This window comes from Terrisporobacter petrolearius (genome assembly GCF_020748185.1).
GTDB classification, from domain to species: Bacteria; Bacillota; Clostridia; order Peptostreptococcales; family Peptostreptococcaceae; genus Terrisporobacter; species Terrisporobacter petrolearius.
Genome location: NZ_JAHZMO010000037.1, coordinates 1 through 15,693 on the forward strand (window position 1 = coordinate 1; position 15,693 = coordinate 15,693).

The following is a 15,693-nucleotide window of genomic DNA, read 5'->3' on the forward strand; positions in this document are numbered from 1 at the left end:
AGTTTTATCTTTTATATCTAAAGAACGAGCAACACTAACTGCACTCATACCTTGATTTATATACATATCTACAGCTTTCAATTTTACTTCTTTATTATATTTATTATATTTTTTAGACATAGAACCCCCCCCCCTTATTGTAGTTACATTTAGCATCATTATGCGATGCCTTTTTTTATGTGTCTACTATAAGGGGATTATACTAATTTTTACAGTTCCTTTTTTAATTTACATATATATGCATAACTATTTTCCACATCAATATTAAACATTAAAAAATCATTTTAAGAGTTATTTTTGTATATAATTTATTTTATAAAATAATTATCAGGCATTTTACCACCCATTTATAAAAATATAAGCATCGTCACTGATTTTTCCTTTTATAAAATCGTTGATGGAATTTTCTAATATTTCAATAGATTTATCTAGTTGTGTTTCAGTAATAATTAAAGGTGGTTGAATTCTAAGTGTATTTTCACCTAAGGATATAAGTAGAAGACCATTTTTGATGCATTGATAGCATATTTTCTTTGTGGCAAGTTTATCGGGTAAGTCAACACCTATGGATAAGCCTAAACCACGTATATCTCTTATGATGTTGGGATACTTATTTTTTAAGCAAATTAGCTTATTCATTAAATATGATCCTTTTTCTTTAGCTTGTTCAATAATATTATCTCGTTCAAATATTTCAATCATTTTTAAGGCTGCAACACATACTGTAGCATTTCCAGAAAGAGTAAAGGCATGAGCAGGAGCGTTTAAACATTCCATAATTTCACTTTTACCAATTACTATCCCTAAAGGTAAACCACCTCCCAAAGATTTGCCCATAACAATTAAGTCAGGTTCAATATTGAAATACTCGATAGAAAACCAATAACCACATCTGCCTAAGCTTTGTTGAATCTCATCAACAACAAATAGGATATTATTCTCTTTACATAATTTATATAAATTTTCTACATATCTTTTTGGAGGAACAATAATACCAGAGTCACCAGCAATAGGCTCAAAAAATACTGCGGCTACTTCATCAGCAGGTAAATACATTCGAAAAGCATTCTTAATTTCTTCCAGACACTCTAGCTTACATTCAGATTCCTTTTTACCATAGGCACATTTGATGCATATGGGATAATTAAAATGATAAATGTCCGGTAAAAGAGAACCTATTTTTTTTCTCATATTTAAGCTTATTGCAGAAATTGAAAGTGATCCATAAGTACTACCATGATAAGCCCCATGAAATGAAATGATTTTATTTCTACCAGAATATCCCCTTGATAATTTTATGGCTGCATCTATAGACTCAGAGCCATTAGTGCTATAAAGAATTTTTTTATTGTTATCTCCAGGAGCTAAATTTATTATTTTTTCTGCAAGAACCACTGGTGGTTCACAAGTGAAATAAGCAATCGTATATTGTGTAATTTTGTCCATCTGATTTTTTACAGCTTGAGTAATTTCCTCATTACCATGGCCTATGTTAGCAGAAGAAGCACTAGACAGAAAATCTATATATTCATTTCCATCACAGTCATAAAGCAAAGCTCCTTTTCCACTTTTTATAGCTATTGGACAATAAGGTAGTTTTTGAATGCTAGATAAAACTTTTTTTTCTCTCAGGCAAATATCCTTATTAGTAAGATTCATTGTATTTCACCCCTAACAAATTAAAAATATATAATGATAACATATTACATAAATAATAATTCGCCATGTTTGTAAAAGTCAATAAAATATTAAAACTTCCATATGGATATACGGAAGTTTTATGTGTTAAAAATAAAATTTATTTTAAGAGCTCGTTTTCTATTGATGAGTAGATTTTTTTCATCATAGAATTAAATTCATTAGTACTATTCATGTAATTTGTTACAAGAGGATCATTAAAGAAATTTATATACTCTTTATCAAGTTTGGAAACTCTTTTATTTGCATCATCCATTTTATATCTAGAGTAAATTTGATTTTTTTTATTTAAATATGCATCTAGATGTCTTTTTAAAGACTTATTTCTTTCAAGTTCCTCTTTACATCTATTCATTGTTTTAAACTCTCTAGTACCTTTAATATAATAAGCAAGTTCTTTAGATTTTTGATTTATATCCATAAAAATATCCTCCTTTAGGCATATATTATATTTTATAAGCTTAAAGGAAGATATAGAATAAATTTTCATTAATATTTAGATTTTTTATTAGATTGAAGTTAAGTCATTTAAAAACATTTCAAACATAACCCCTTGATTCCTATCATTTTCGTACTTAGAAGTATAAGAAACACATTTGTATATAAAATCAGATGCTGTTTTTACTGCAAAATCTAAATCATAATTATTGGTTATAAGTCCACATATTATTGAAACAAAGATATCACCGGTACCACTATAAGAACATTTATTATATTTAAGTCCATATGTAAAAGATTTATTAGTTTTTCTATCATAAGATAAGTTGTAAATCATTTCATTTCTAATTATACCAGTTATAATTACTTTCTCAGGACCTAAATCACTTAAATCTTTAGCTATATTTATAATCTCATTTTCACTAAAATCTTTCCTAAACTTTTTATTTGACAATAAACAAGCTTCAGTTATATTAGGTGTGATTAGGTTTGAATGTATAACTAAATTTTTCATTTCTTCGCATGTTTTTTCACTAAATATGGGATACATTACACCATCATCACCAAGGACTGGGTCAACAATTACAAAAGACTGAGGATTTTCCTTAATAAAATTGCTTACAATATCTATTTGATCTATAGAACCCAAAAATCCACTACATATAGTATCTATTTCCAAATTTAAGTTTTTCCAAGTATTTGAGTATTTTTTCATTTCATCAGTCAAATCTAAAAAAGTATATTCACTAAAACCAGTTTGGCTAGATAAAATAGCTGTAGGAAATGGACAGCACTGTACTTTTAAAGCCGATAATATAGGAATTGCTACGGTAAGAGAGCATTTTCCAATACCAGATAAATCATTTATGGCAGCTACCTTTTTTAACATCTATAAACCTCCATTTTAAAACATTAAAATTATCATACAATTTTATATTACTATAAAAAATAAAAAAATGTTAATCTTTTAAATATTAATTGGGAAATAAAAAGCGTATTAATACAATTTTATCTATAAATTTGCAAATAATCCTAAAATTATTTAGGGGAATTTGGACATACTAAAATTAACTTAAAAATAGATGTACTTTTTATTGGGAGGTGTAGTGCTTGAAGGTAGCCAAAAATAAGTATATTAAGTATATGTTATTTGCGTTATCCTTGGTTTTATTTATGTCATTATTACTTAACTATAAGAATAATAGTTTATGCAAAGAAGAAGCATTAATTAAAGAAGCTTATAATAATGATGAACATCCAAAGGAAATAAGTGAACAGTATACTGTACTTTTGGAAAATCTTTTTGATTATAGAAACAAAGCAATTTTAGAAAAAAATGAAGACATATTAAAAGGACTTTATGATACTGATATAAAGTTTGGCCTTTGGGCATATGAGCAAGAAGTAAAAAAGATGAAGTACTTAGAAAATTGGTCAAGTAAACAAGGAGTAAATTTTAACAATATAAAGACAAAAGTTAAAATAAAAAAAATGAAAGAAAGAGAAAAAAATTTATATGGCATTATTTGTGATGTATCTACAGAATATAAATATTCTTATGAAAATGACCCTGATAAAACAAATATGTTTAGAATAGGTACATATCACTACCTTCATGTAAAAATAAAAGATGGAAATTATATAATTGTAAAGGAATGGTACACAGATCCATTTGCTGACTCTCTAAACTTAGAAAATATTAAATCTGAGGATATAAAAAATTACATTATAAATCATGAAGAAATTCATCCTGAGTTAACGAAAGAACAGAAAAAAGCTATAGAATATGCACATAGATACTGTGGGGCAGCAGCTGATGAAGAGTTTGGATTAAGGTTTAATACAAAATATCGTGATTTTAATGGTGATGGTGGAGATTGTGCCAATTTTGCATCTCAAATAATGTATGAGAGTGGTAAATTTAAAAAAAATGGAATTTGGAATTATGACAATGGTAGCGCAACAAAAGCTTGGGTAAATGCACAAGGATTTAAAAACTATATAATAAACAGCGGAAGAGGAAGTTATATTTCTAAAGGAAGTTATGAAGAAGTATATAGACAGTCTTATAATTTAAGGCCTGGAGATTTCGTTGGATATGAAAAAAAAGGGAGAATAACTCATGTATCAACTGTTACAGGATTTGACTCAAAAGGATATCCTTTAGTAACTTGTCACAATACAGACAGACTACTAGTTCCATGGGATTTAGGATGGAGTGATAAAGCTATTAAATTTCATTTAATTAAAGTTAATTACTAAATAATATAATTATATAATAGAAAAATTATAAAAATAGTATAGAAATAAATAAGATTGACAAAACTATGTATATATGTTAAAGTAAAGGTAAAGTTGCATTTTTAAGCAGCTAAATTAAAGTGTGTTTTTAGGAGGATTTAATTAAATGAAAACTGGTGTAGTAAAATGGTTTAACAATGAAAAAGGATTTGGATTTATATCTGTAGAAGGTGAAGGAGATGTTTTCGTACACTTTTCAGCTATACAAGGCGATGGATACAAGTCATTAGAAGAAGGACAAAATGTAGAATTCGACGTAGTTGAAGGTGCAAAAGGTCCTCAAGCTGCTAACGTAGTAAGAATATAATTAAAATTCATATATATTAGTATTAATTAGTAACAAAATATTAGTAATATCTAGTCATATGTGAAAGAAAAGCCACCTATTAAAGTGGCTTTTTTTGAAGTTAAATTTTTTTTACTAATTTATTTTTATCTATTAAAGTAAAGTTCTCTTTATTTATTAATAAATCGTACAACTCACTATCATTGTATCTAAAAAATTTATTTAAACACTCTTCCAAATCATCTTCTAGTTTATCAAACTCATCGTAGTAAGAAAGGTCAACAGCAAGAGATTCCATTTCTTCTCTTAATTTATCCATATCTACAAATGATAAAGCGTAAGAAAAATCTAGCTTTTTACTTAAAATCATTTCTTTTACAGTATTCACTAAATTATCACTCTTATAAGGTATAATAATAACATTATCATTTTTAAAAGCTTCAATTTTATTAATTAAATCACTATATATGATATCAAGATTTTCGTTTACATAATTATAAAATCCTTTACAACTAAATTTATTGTTCAAATCTCTAATAAACGTTTCGTTAGTAAAGTCTTTCCAAAGTACAGTAGAAAAACTATTATGAGTATAAACTTTTAATGGTTTACCATCTTCATCATAAAGTAGAGGATAAGTAAGATTATGTTCTTTTGAAATAGTTTTTCTTAAAAGATATCCTTTAAATCCTTCTGGTATTAAATTTATAATATAATTATCTAAATCGCTACCCAAATAAACTTCCTTTGAGTTTAATAAAGACTTAATTTCATTTAAATTCATGTTTTTTAATCTAGACAAACCTTCTTTTGTAAGTATTTGATAAATTTTTTCATTGTATATTTTGTATAAGTAATTCTCTAATTCTAATTGATAATTCATTTTCTTCCTCCAAAAAAGTTAGTAGTATATTTATACCCTTTAAATTGAAATTCAAAATATAAATTTTAATTATGAGGCAAATATGATAAAATTAATATTAAAGGAAATACTTTTATAATTAGCTAGTTAATTTTGGAGGTGTAATGTTAATGAATATATTGTTTTTCTTAACACCAAAGAGTGAAGTGGCTTTTATTTATGAAGACTATACATTGAGACAAACTCTAGAAAAGATGGAGTATCATAAATATTCATCTATACCTATATTGACTCGTGAAGGGAAATATGTAGGAACTATAACAGAAGGCGACTTGTTGTGGACATTAAAAGATAATTTTCAAGAGAAGACACTTGATTTTAAATCATTGGAAGATATGCCAATTAGCACAATAAAAAGAAGAAAGGACAATACGCCAGTATGTGTGGAAGCAAATATTGAAGACTTAATATCAAAGGCTAGAAATCAAAATTTTGTTCCAGTAATTGATGACCATGAGACTTTTATTGGTATAATAAAACGAAAAGAGATTATTGAATATTGTTACGATAAAATACATAAAACTGTAAAAATATAAAAATAGTTTTAGAAAATAGATAAATTCTAATAGGATTTATCTATTTTTTTATTTGAATATAAATTAAAATTTCTTAATTTAGTTACTAGAACATCTAAATGCAGAGATACATATATTTATATAAGTTTGAGTATGAGTAACTAGGGGGATAAAAATATGGGATATTATAATAAATCAACTAATGAAAGCTTAAAATATTTGAAAGTAAGCAAAGAAACTGGATTAAGTAGTAATGACGTAGAATTAAGACAAAAAACTTATGATTATAATTAGTTCAAAGTTAGAGAGAGCCTTTGTATGAAGTTATAAGTGATATAGAAAGTGGGAATATGATACCAGCAGATGGAAGGTTAGTAGAGTCTCAAAATTTAAAGTTAAGAGAGGGCATGCTTACAGGAGAATTGGCATATGTTGCTAAGAGTGCAGGTATTTCAAGTGCTATATTATTTTTATTATATATATGATTACGAAAATGAGTATAAATGAACAAATAAGTTTAAATAGTTAAGGAGTTATTCCATTTTTACAATCATTAGAGCATGCTAAGGATATATATGTGTGCATAGCCTTGATCTACCGTTCCAGAAGGATTACTAACTATGGTTAAGCTAAAATAAATGCGATGGTAACTAAAAAGGAAGAATGTGAAACTATTGGGTGTGTGTCTGTAATTTGTTCAGACAAAACGGAAATTTTAACTAAAAATAAGATGATTTTGGAAGATTCCTATATTGATGGAAAGTATATAGGAAGTGCAACAGAATGTGCTTTGCTTTTATATCATATTGACAAAGACTATAAGAGTTTTAGAAAAAATACTAATTTATTGTCTCAAGTGCCTTTTAGCTCAGAGAAAAAGTTGATGGGATAAAATGATGGAAGAGGAATATATGAAAACTTCCAAAGATTTATACAGTTTCAACTTACAGTAAATATAGTTGCCATTATTACAGCTATAATATCACAAGTTTTAGGACAAGAAATGCCTTTTACGACAATACAATTATTATGGATGAATATAATTATGTATGGATGTACAGCACTAGCTTTAGGATTAGAGTCTGTAAGAAATTAAGAAAGCCAATAAGAAGAAATGCTAGTATTATAGCCAGAAGTATGTGTATTAATATATTTATTAATGTGTTGCTTATAGTATTTATAGTTCAATTACAAGAGTACTTTAACATATTAAATGCTACACCAACTAAACAAGGAACTGTTATATTTTCTTTATTTGCATTTAGTGCACTATTTAATACACTAAACTGTCGAGAGTTAGACTAAATAGTGAAATACCAAATTTTTTCAAAAACAAATTAGCTCTTGAAGTAATTTTTCTTACATCAGTAGCTCAAATATTGTTTACACAAATATTTAGAGAATTTTTTAGTTCAGTTTCGTTAAGTGTACTTATGTGGTGTAAAATAATTTTATTGTCTTCTATGGTACTTATTTTAAATGAAATTGTTAAACTAGCCCTTAGAATAGTAAGAAAACAAAGAGACTTGTTATTTAGGAGATAATAGAAATTCTATTTAGATAAATTAATAAGAGTTTTGACATACAAAAGTACAAAGTAATTTGGAATAATATACAAAAAACAACATATAATAGTAAATTATGTATACACCCTTATTTTATGATGATATAATTGACCTTAAGGGGGGGTGTTGATTTTATGAAAGAAGATACTTTGAACTTTAATAAAATTGGCCTGAAGCTAAATAAGATTGACATGGACATATTAAGGCTATTGGCAAACGATTGTAGAATTTCTTACGCAGAAATAGCAAGAGAAGTACATCTATCTCGTATGGCTGTAAGAGAGCGAGTTATGAAAATGACAGAAGAGGGAATAATTGAAAAATTTACAGTACAGGTTAACTCACCTAAAGTAGGACTTAATACAGCTGTATTTTTACAAGTATCTGCAACACCAAGTGAAATTGATTTTGTTGCAAATGAACTTTGCAAGCATCCGCAAATAGAATCAGTATGTGCTACAACAGGGAAGAATGAATTGCATGTTCATGGATATGCGAAAGATTTTCAAGAACTAAACAATTTTATATTTGAGGAAGTTTACAAAATTAAAGGTGTGACAGAAGTTAATTTTAACTTAATAACTAAAAAATATAAAAGTAATGGAATATTTATATAATTAAAAACAGCTCTTAGATGATCTAAGAGCTGTTTTATTAATTATTTATTCATATATTCAACTGCATTAGGTAATAAAGACTTAACTTCATTTAATTTTTGTTGATAAACTTCACCTTGCTTTTGGTATAATAAAGTTTTTCCTACTTCTTCAGCAACTTCATCATATTCAGGAAGAACACTTTCTTTTCTATCTTCTAATTTTATTAAGTGATATCCGAATTGAGTTTTAACAGGTCCACTTACTTCACCTTTATTCATATTGAACACAGCTTCCTCAAATTCTGGAACCATTTGTCCTCTTCCAAAAGAACCTAAATCTCCACCAGCATCTTTTGATGGGCAAGAAGAATGCTCTTTAGCAGCATCTTCAAATGATACTTCACCAGTATTTATTTTGCCTAATATATCATTAGCTTTTTCTTCGCTGTCAACTAATATATGTTTAGCTGAAGCAGTTTCTGGTTTAGAGAAGCTTTGTTTTTGAGCTTCAAAGAAAGCTCTTTTTTCTTCTTCAGTTATTTTAACACTAGTTAATATTTTGTTTATAACGTATTGCTTTAATACATTTTCCTCTACTCTTTTCATTTCATTTCTGAATTCTTCATCTTGGTCTATTTTGTTGTCTTTTGCATATATGTATAATAATTCTTGATTTATTAAATCATCTAATACATATTTTTGACCTTCTTCAGTTTGAAATTGTTGTGCTTGGTAAGGATCTAGTCCTTGGATTGCACCTTGAACGTCTAAGTTAGATATTTCTTTTTCTCCAACTTTAGCTAATATTTTCTTTTCCATATTATTAGTTACTCCTTTATACCCTTAATATTTTATAATAACTTTCAGTATAAATAATACCAAAAAATATATACTATGTCTAATATTTCCTTATATTAATATATGGTAATTAATAGCATATGCTTATGACTAGTAATAATACTGAACTAATCATACCTACTACACATTCTTCTATTTTGTGATTATAAACATTTTTAAAAGAAATATAGAAGTAGATAAAAATAGATAATAATTTCAACCACATTAATGTTATATTAGTAGGATATAGCAAAAATGATGCTAATGTTAATATAAAAGATACTAATGTGGAAACTCTATAGTATAATATTATATTATCTAAAAGTTTATATTTTATTTGTAAAATTCCAATATTTATTATGTATATTATAGCCAAAATTGTAAAGATTAAAAGAAAATTTTTCTCCACATAAATATTTGGAATGAAAATCCATTTATATATTATTATGGGCCAGAAAATAAGAGTTAGCCCTCTAAAACCCATTTCTAAATAATATTCTTTTTTCAAATTTATACTCCTTTCACATGAGTAATATTTTACTATTACTATTTACCTCAATTTTGCTTCTTAAACATTAAATTATATTAAGATAAATAATTATAATATCATTATAGCATTTTTTTAATCATAAATTATTATGGGGGTGAAGAAAATGTATAGATATTATACTCGTGGTGTCTGTTCAAAATCTATTTTATTAAACATAAAAGATGATATTTTATTAGATGTAGTATTTGATGGAGGATGTGATGGTTCATTAATAGCTTTAAAACATTTTGTTGAGGGAAGACATATTGATGAGATAATTGATCAACTTGAATATATACCTTGTAGAAATAAAAATACATCTTGTCCAGATCAGCTTGCAAAAGCGCTTAAAATCTACAGAGATTATGTTCTTAATAAAGATTAAACAAATAATAAAAAACTTCTACTAAAGATAGTAGAAGTTTTTTATATGTATTAATTATTAATTATTAATTAATATTATTGCTTTGTAACTAATATAGCTATTTTATAATCTGGATTGTAGCTTATTTGTACAAGTTGATTTTTCTTAATGTTCTCCAAATCTTCTCCACCATAGGCGATTTGTAATTTAACAGGCATTTTACCTTGTTTTATGATTGCAACATATTCCTTTTTACCTTTTTTCTCAACTTTTATTAAGTTACCAACATAAGGTTTAAAAGCTTGATACTTTTTGCTAGCATTTCTCATATAGAAGAAAGTACCCACTGCTATTGATATGTTTATTGCAAAAGCATACCAACCATTAATTCTTAGTGCAGCAAATGCTATAATAACTACAACCATAGCAACTATTGGAAGTATAGCTTTTTTTAAAAGGATTTTCCCCATTATTTCGTTGGCTCTTTTTTCTGGGCCGGTCATCGTCTTAGATCTTGCAAATGATTCGGCAAATTTTTGTCTTATGCTCATTTCAATCCTCCTGTTTCCTTAATAGAATTTAATCTATTTATCTTTGATACTTGAAACAAATATTATATTTATATTATTAACAAAATATCTATTAAAATTTATATTCAAGATTATCAAAATATAATAACTATTTTAACATAAAAAGTATAAAAAGAAAATAAATGAGATGTGAAAAGATTTTTAAAAATAATAATAATTATATTGAATTAAAAATGATTTGAAAACTAATTGATGTAACTATGGTAGTATTAACTATATATAACTATTTTATGTAGGTAAAAAAGGGGAGATGATGACGAAAAATTTTTCATCATCATTAGAGATATTAAAATATATATCACTAAGATTATCTTTACATTAATTATAAAAAAGTAATTGGAATTTAATGTAAATTTATTATGAAAAAAATTGATTTAAATTCAATTTGGAAAGAGTGACAAAACTACTTTAAAAATAAAAACCTACATCTTAAGAATTTGTATTAAAAGCAATTGTAAGTGATTTTGATATGAATGTGGACTGATAGTATTATTATAGTTACTTCAGGGCTTTGTGGAGGTTTGGAGGGGTGTAAATGTGTTTGTGGAACCTTACATGTAGCAAATATATCTATAGGTTTATTGTTTAGTAGAAGTGAAGGAAGTCACTAAAGAGTAAGGTCCAGAAAGTGAAGAAAAATTGAATAAATGCTGTACTATCATTGGGGAAGTTGCTAAGGATAGAGTAAAAATAATAGCCCATGAATTAAATATTGAATACTAATGATAATTTAGATTTTAGTTATATTTTATAAATAACTAATTATGATTATTTATTTGTAAAATGGGAATTAAAGAAAATATTTTAATTATTTTATATTTGTGTATAATATATAATTATGATTAAAAATTAATATTAAGGAGTGTCATCAAATGGAAGAATTATATAAAATGATAGAAGATAAAATATATGCATCAGGATATAAAGGAACAATAAGTGGGGAAGAAATTTATGATGAAATATGTGATGAAATAGAAGATAAAGAAGAAGGTAGTTACATATTTATGAGTAAAAAAGAAGATGATGTAATATATGAGTACAAAATAGATGTAATGGAAGAACAATTTAATTTATCTTATTTAGATATAAAAGCAGATGGAAAGACATATCATGTAGATTTTGATAATTAACAAAAAGGTTACAAAATAAAACGTAAAAGTTACAACATAATGAAAATTATGTTGTATTTTTTTTGTGAAAAACATGTATATTTCAACAAATTCAAGGGAAAAATAATAAATTTACATTAAATAACAGTTAAAAATCTAATGAAATGATGCTAGAATACTAATCACAGGGGTAACCTGTACACACAAGGTTACAAAAAAGTTACAAATTTAGAAAATAGGACGGTGGATAGTATGAATAAAAAATTTAAAACATTATTGACAGCTGGATTAGTTACTGTAATAGCAGGTTCTAGCATAGTATCATCAAGTGCTCTATGTAAAAAAACAATTGATACTTATAAAACAAAAGGAGCAGTATACCTTAACATAAACGGTAAAAAATATAAAATACCACTAGTGGTAAATAATAAACCATCACAGAAGGAAGATACTTCAACAGAAAATAATAATAACCAAGGTAATAACAACGCTAATACAGGAAATAACAGTAACCAAAATAACAACAATACTAATGCAGGAAATAATAGTAACCAAAATAATAACAATACTAATGCAGGAAATAGTAGTAACCAAGGCAATAACAATGCAAACACAGGAAACAATAATAACAACACAAATGATAAAAATGACAATGTAGTTGAAAAGCCAAATACTGACAATAATACATCAAATAATAACGAAAGTACAACAGGATCTTTTTCAAGCTTCCAAAAAGAAGTAACTAGACTTGTTAATGTAGAAAGAAGTAAAAGAGGTTTAAGCGAATTAGCTTTCAATAGTCAATTATCTAATGTGGCAACATTAAAATCACAAGATATGATAAATAAAAATTACTTTAGCCATACTTCTCCAACTTATGGTTCACCATTTGACATGATGAAGCAATTTAATATAAGCTATAAAGCAGCAGGAGAGAATATAGCTATGGGACAAAAAACTCCAGCAGAGGTTGTAAATGCTTGGATGAATTCTCAAGGCCATAGAGAAAACATATTAAATCCAAACTTTACAGATATAGGTGTGGGAGTAGCAAAAAGTTCAAATGGAACTTTATATTGGACACAAATGTTTATAGGTAAATAATAAATAATTAAAAGGGTTGTGTAATAAACAATTAAATATTGTTATAACACAGCCCTTTTTTTAAAATGAAGTTTTCTCTACAGGAAATCTAAGAATAGTTCTTAATTTTTCAGGTGAAGTTCTTCTAGGATCAGATAAATAAATTTCGTGGTGCTTCCTAATATTACTTGTAACGTTTGTTAATTTATTTTCTTCCATATATTTTTCGATTTTAGTAATAGTTCTAAGCTCATCATCATATGAGCCAATATGCATAGACTGTACACATAGACCTTCAGCAAAAGTTTCAAATCTAGCCTTTGAAAAATCCAAATTGGGTTTTTTATTCTTACATTCATCTAAAGCCCAATTAAAAATATCTTCATTTACAAAGTTGGGTTGGGCAATCATAGAAGTCCATAGCCATTTGTCTTTACTTACATTAAAGTCAAGTTTACCATTGTCTAAATACCACAAACCCTCTAAAGGAGGAATAACATATTCATAATAGCCCTTAATATGTTTAGCTCCTTTTTTACTCATTTTAATAGTATAAGTAAGAGAGTATAAAATTTGCATAGCGTTTTGGTAGTTTTCTCCCGTTGGTTTTCCTATACCATCTATCATAATATAATTTAAAGGTGGAACATCTATTAATATTGGTTTTTGTCTTGATGAATACAAGTTTTTATACTCTTTTTTAAAATCATACTTTTCAATCATAAGTCCTCCTTATGTATTACTTAAAAAAATTAGTTAAATAATAAAATCTACTAAGTAAATAATAGTTAGATTACTGATTATTGTCAAGTTTGTGAAAATAAAAGAGTACTATTAAAATTATTTAATAATACTCTGAAAATCATTTAATAATGATAAGGTAATATTTTACCGCAAGCAATTTTATTTCCAGACATACCAGATGGCTGGGATGTAAAATCATCACGGTTTTCATGAAGAACAATAGATCTTTCTAATATATCTATTACACGAAAGTTATTTGTAAAAACAGACAAAATACCAAGTCCATTAGCGGATAAAATTGGAGGCAAATCACCGGCATGAAAAGGATGCTCACTATCACCAGGATTAAAATGTCCCCCTGTAGATGGAAAAGGATTTTGAGATGTTCCGATGCTACAATCTCCTACTTCGTGTATATGGAAACCGTGAAATTTTGTAGGTTCACCCTTAGAATCAGTGTTAGGTATTCCTATAATATATGCTTTAATATAGACGCCTAGGGCTAATTGATAAAAAAGCACCTCACCTTTTAAGGATGGATTATTTGCATCACCTTGAATTTTTGCAATAGCCGTAGGATAATTAGGTAGATAAGAGGAGAAAACTTTAATCATCTCATTATTTATTATTGGAAAATCCATATTCAACCCCCTTATATTTAAATTTATATAAAGTATTTTATGATTTTTAAATATAAATTGTTACAATATAAATAGGTGAAATTTTAGGGGGGATAATAAATGGACATAAACGAAATAAGATTGAAGTGGATACTGAAGAATCAGGATAAAGAATCTAACATAAATTTATGGGATGAAAAGGCAGATCATTTTGGAAATTATGAGATTTTGACTAGGGAAAATGATAAATTTATAAAATTTTTGAAAGATGAAAATTTAATAAAAAATAACTTTAAAGTACTAGATGTAGGATGTGGAGGAGGAAAATATACTCTTTCACTATCTAAGGAGTGCAGCCATATATATGGAGTAGACTTATCACCTAAAATGATATATTATGCTAATGAGAATAAAAGGAAGTTTAATATTAATAATGCTTCTTTTATTTGTGATGATTGGCATGAACTAAATATAAAAAAATCAAATTTATATAAAAAATTTGATTTAGTTTTTGCATCCATGACACCTGCCATACAAAGTGCACTTACCCTTGAAAAAATGAATGAAGCTAGTAAGAAATATTGTGCACTGAGGGTTAATATAAAAAGAAATGATTCTGTTTATGATAAACTAAGCAAAATTGTAAATGTTTCAGATAATGAACAAAATTTAAACTTTTTATATGCTATAAATATGTTATTTCTACAAGGATATATGCCTAAAATAAATTATGAATATAAAAATTGGATTTATAAGGAACCATTAGAAAAAGCCTATAATACATACATAAAAAAAATAAAAACAATTAGAAAAATTAATGATGATGAGGAAAGTGAAATAAAACAATTTTTAAAAGATATAAGTCATAATGGATGTGTAGAAGAAGAGATAAACTCTACTATAGTTACTCTTATATGGAGAACAGATTAAAAGGAGGAATTAAATTGAAAAGATTAAGTATTTTAATTATGTCACTATGTTTATTATTTAGCGTAGGATGTAATAACAAAGAAAGTAAAAAAGAAGTTGTGGACGAAGGTAAAAATACACCATCTGTAAATTTAATAATGTTAAGTGGCAGTAAGTATTTTACAGAAAGTGAATTTATAGACGAAGAAAATAAAGATGACGGATATTATAAACAAAGCTATAAATATGAAAATATTAAATTTACTTTGGAAAGAATGAAGAATAAAGACTATTCAGAATTTCCAGTATACATAGAAGATAAAGATATATATGACTTAAAACATAAGGATAAAAGCATAGATGATGAAATTACCAATAAGCTATCTTATCCAGCTTTTAAAGCTACATATAAAACTAAAACAGATGGAAAAGAAGTTTTCAATGAAGATGTATTAATATCAACAGAGCAGTGGGATTTTCGCATTCATTTAGAAACGAATATGGAAAATTACAACAATAACGCTAACATAATAGACAGTATAATAAAAGGTATAAAAATTGAGGAAGTTAGTTAGGAGAAGTAAA

Annotated in this window: 25 protein-coding genes; 15 read left to right on the forward strand and 10 right to left on the reverse strand. The window is 26.6% G+C overall.

What is annotated here, in order from left to right:
- The 4 genes from K0040_RS21535 to K0040_RS15760 all read right to left on the reverse strand — a co-directional run.
- Positions 1-159, reverse strand: a 159-nt coding sequence (locus tag K0040_RS21535; protein WP_369123735.1) for a transposase, incomplete at its 3' end; no start/stop codon positions are given.
- A 177-nt stretch (positions 160-336) separates the two neighbouring features.
- Complete coding sequence (locus K0040_RS15750; protein WP_228109714.1) at positions 337-1,659, reverse strand: aminotransferase class III-fold pyridoxal phosphate-dependent enzyme; 1,323 nt, start codon at positions 1,657-1,659, stop codon at positions 337-339.
- A gap of 139 nt (positions 1,660-1,798) precedes the next feature.
- Positions 1,799-2,119 (reverse strand): YlbF/YmcA family competence regulator, encoded by a 321-nt coding sequence (locus K0040_RS15755; RefSeq protein ID WP_228109715.1) that lies wholly within the window; start codon positions 2,117-2,119, stop codon positions 1,799-1,801.
- An 87-nt stretch (positions 2,120-2,206) separates the two neighbouring features.
- Positions 2,207-3,025, reverse strand: a complete 819-nt coding sequence (locus K0040_RS15760; protein WP_228109716.1) for a pyridoxamine kinase — start codon at positions 3,023-3,025, stop codon at positions 2,207-2,209.
- Positions 3,026-3,246: 221 nt separating this feature from the next.
- Between K0040_RS15760 and K0040_RS15765 the strand changes: the two genes are divergently transcribed.
- The gene (locus K0040_RS15765) at positions 3,247-4,398 is read left to right on the forward strand and encodes an amidase domain-containing protein (RefSeq protein WP_228109717.1); all 1,152 of its coding nucleotides are present in this window, start codon (positions 3,247-3,249) and stop codon (positions 4,396-4,398) included.
- Positions 4,399-4,543: 145 nt separating this feature from the next.
- Positions 4,544-4,744 (forward strand): cold-shock protein, encoded by a 201-nt coding sequence (locus tag K0040_RS15770; protein ID WP_018589602.1) that lies wholly within the window; start codon positions 4,544-4,546, stop codon positions 4,742-4,744.
- A 100-nt stretch (positions 4,745-4,844) separates the two neighbouring features.
- Here K0040_RS15770 and K0040_RS15775 read toward each other — a convergent pair whose 3' ends face one another.
- Positions 4,845-5,606, reverse strand: coding sequence for a hypothetical protein (locus K0040_RS15775; protein ID WP_228109718.1), 762 nt, complete (start codon positions 5,604-5,606; stop codon positions 4,845-4,847).
- 149 nt (positions 5,607-5,755) lie between these two features.
- Between K0040_RS15775 and K0040_RS15780 the strand changes: the two genes are divergently transcribed.
- The 7 genes from K0040_RS15780 to K0040_RS15805 all read left to right on the forward strand — a co-directional run bounded on the left by K0040_RS15780 (position 5,756) and on the right by K0040_RS15805 (position 8,342).
- The gene (locus tag K0040_RS15780) at positions 5,756-6,181 is read left to right on the forward strand and encodes a CBS domain-containing protein (protein WP_228109748.1); all 426 of its coding nucleotides are present in this window, start codon (positions 5,756-5,758) and stop codon (positions 6,179-6,181) included.
- Positions 6,182-6,337: 156 nt separating this feature from the next.
- On the forward strand, positions 6,338-6,454 hold the full coding sequence (locus K0040_RS15785) for a cation-transporting P-type ATPase (RefSeq protein ID WP_228109719.1): 117 nt from the start codon (positions 6,338-6,340) through the stop codon (positions 6,452-6,454).
- 20 nt (positions 6,455-6,474) lie between these two features.
- Positions 6,475-6,645, forward strand: a complete 171-nt coding sequence (locus K0040_RS15790; protein WP_228109720.1) for a P-type ATPase actuator domain-containing protein — start codon at positions 6,475-6,477, stop codon at positions 6,643-6,645.
- A 158-nt stretch (positions 6,646-6,803) separates the two neighbouring features.
- Positions 6,804-7,052, forward strand: coding sequence for a hypothetical protein (locus tag K0040_RS15795; protein WP_228109721.1), 249 nt, complete (start codon positions 6,804-6,806; stop codon positions 7,050-7,052).
- A 137-nt stretch (positions 7,053-7,189) separates the two neighbouring features.
- The gene (locus K0040_RS20775; protein WP_265588914.1) at positions 7,190-7,465 is read left to right on the forward strand and encodes a cation transporting ATPase C-terminal domain-containing protein; all 276 of its coding nucleotides are present in this window, start codon (positions 7,190-7,192) and stop codon (positions 7,463-7,465) included.
- A 71-nt stretch (positions 7,466-7,536) separates the two neighbouring features.
- Entirely contained in the window at positions 7,537-7,704 is a 168-nt protein-coding gene (locus tag K0040_RS21290; protein ID WP_334302511.1) for a hypothetical protein, read from the forward strand.
- A 155-nt stretch (positions 7,705-7,859) separates the two neighbouring features.
- A complete protein-coding gene (locus K0040_RS15805; protein ID WP_228109722.1) occupies positions 7,860-8,342 on the forward strand; it encodes an Lrp/AsnC family transcriptional regulator in 483 nt (160 codons plus the stop codon).
- 41 nt (positions 8,343-8,383) lie between these two features.
- Here the strand turns inward: K0040_RS15805 and K0040_RS15810 are convergent, their stop codons facing one another.
- Complete coding sequence (locus tag K0040_RS15810; protein ID WP_228109723.1) at positions 8,384-9,142, reverse strand: peptidylprolyl isomerase; 759 nt, start codon at positions 9,140-9,142, stop codon at positions 8,384-8,386.
- A gap of 109 nt (positions 9,143-9,251) precedes the next feature.
- Entirely contained in the window at positions 9,252-9,668 is a 417-nt protein-coding gene (locus tag K0040_RS15815; RefSeq protein ID WP_228109724.1) for a hypothetical protein, read from the reverse strand.
- A gap of 145 nt (positions 9,669-9,813) precedes the next feature.
- On the opposite strand from K0040_RS15815, the gene K0040_RS15820 reads away from it, so the two are divergent.
- Positions 9,814-10,074, forward strand: a complete 261-nt coding sequence (locus K0040_RS15820; protein WP_228109725.1) for a TIGR03905 family TSCPD domain-containing protein — start codon at positions 9,814-9,816, stop codon at positions 10,072-10,074.
- 74 nt (positions 10,075-10,148) lie between these two features.
- Here the strand turns inward: K0040_RS15820 and K0040_RS15825 are convergent, their stop codons facing one another.
- Positions 10,149-10,604, reverse strand: a complete 456-nt coding sequence (locus tag K0040_RS15825) for a hypothetical protein (RefSeq protein WP_228109726.1) — start codon at positions 10,602-10,604, stop codon at positions 10,149-10,151.
- A 512-nt stretch (positions 10,605-11,116) separates the two neighbouring features.
- Between K0040_RS15825 and K0040_RS15830 the strand changes: the two genes are divergently transcribed.
- From K0040_RS15830 to K0040_RS15840, 3 genes are all read left to right on the forward strand, one after another.
- Positions 11,117-11,254 (forward strand): C-GCAxxG-C-C family protein, encoded by a 138-nt coding sequence (locus K0040_RS15830; RefSeq protein WP_228109727.1) that lies wholly within the window; start codon positions 11,117-11,119, stop codon positions 11,252-11,254.
- Between the two features lie 261 nt (positions 11,255-11,515).
- On the forward strand, positions 11,516-11,773 hold the full coding sequence (locus K0040_RS15835) for a hypothetical protein (RefSeq protein ID WP_074915660.1): 258 nt from the start codon (positions 11,516-11,518) through the stop codon (positions 11,771-11,773).
- Between the two features lie 231 nt (positions 11,774-12,004).
- Entirely contained in the window at positions 12,005-12,856 is an 852-nt protein-coding gene (locus tag K0040_RS15840) for a CAP domain-containing protein (protein WP_228109728.1), read from the forward strand.
- Positions 12,857-12,916: 60 nt separating this feature from the next.
- Here K0040_RS15840 and K0040_RS15845 read toward each other — a convergent pair whose 3' ends face one another.
- Both K0040_RS15845 and K0040_RS15850 read right to left on the reverse strand, forming a co-directional pair.
- A complete protein-coding gene (locus K0040_RS15845) occupies positions 12,917-13,558 on the reverse strand; it encodes a GyrI-like domain-containing protein (RefSeq protein ID WP_228109729.1) in 642 nt (213 codons plus the stop codon).
- Between the two features lie 143 nt (positions 13,559-13,701).
- Entirely contained in the window at positions 13,702-14,220 is a 519-nt protein-coding gene (locus K0040_RS15850) for a superoxide dismutase family protein (protein ID WP_228109730.1), read from the reverse strand.
- A 99-nt stretch (positions 14,221-14,319) separates the two neighbouring features.
- On the opposite strand from K0040_RS15850, the gene K0040_RS15855 reads away from it, so the two are divergent.
- Both K0040_RS15855 and K0040_RS15860 read left to right on the forward strand, forming a co-directional pair.
- Entirely contained in the window at positions 14,320-15,129 is an 810-nt protein-coding gene (locus K0040_RS15855) for a class I SAM-dependent methyltransferase (RefSeq protein WP_228109731.1), read from the forward strand.
- Positions 15,130-15,143: 14 nt separating this feature from the next.
- Positions 15,144-15,683 (forward strand): hypothetical protein, encoded by a 540-nt coding sequence (locus K0040_RS15860; protein WP_228109732.1) that lies wholly within the window; start codon positions 15,144-15,146, stop codon positions 15,681-15,683.
- The last annotated feature ends 10 nt before the right edge of the window (positions 15,684-15,693 follow it).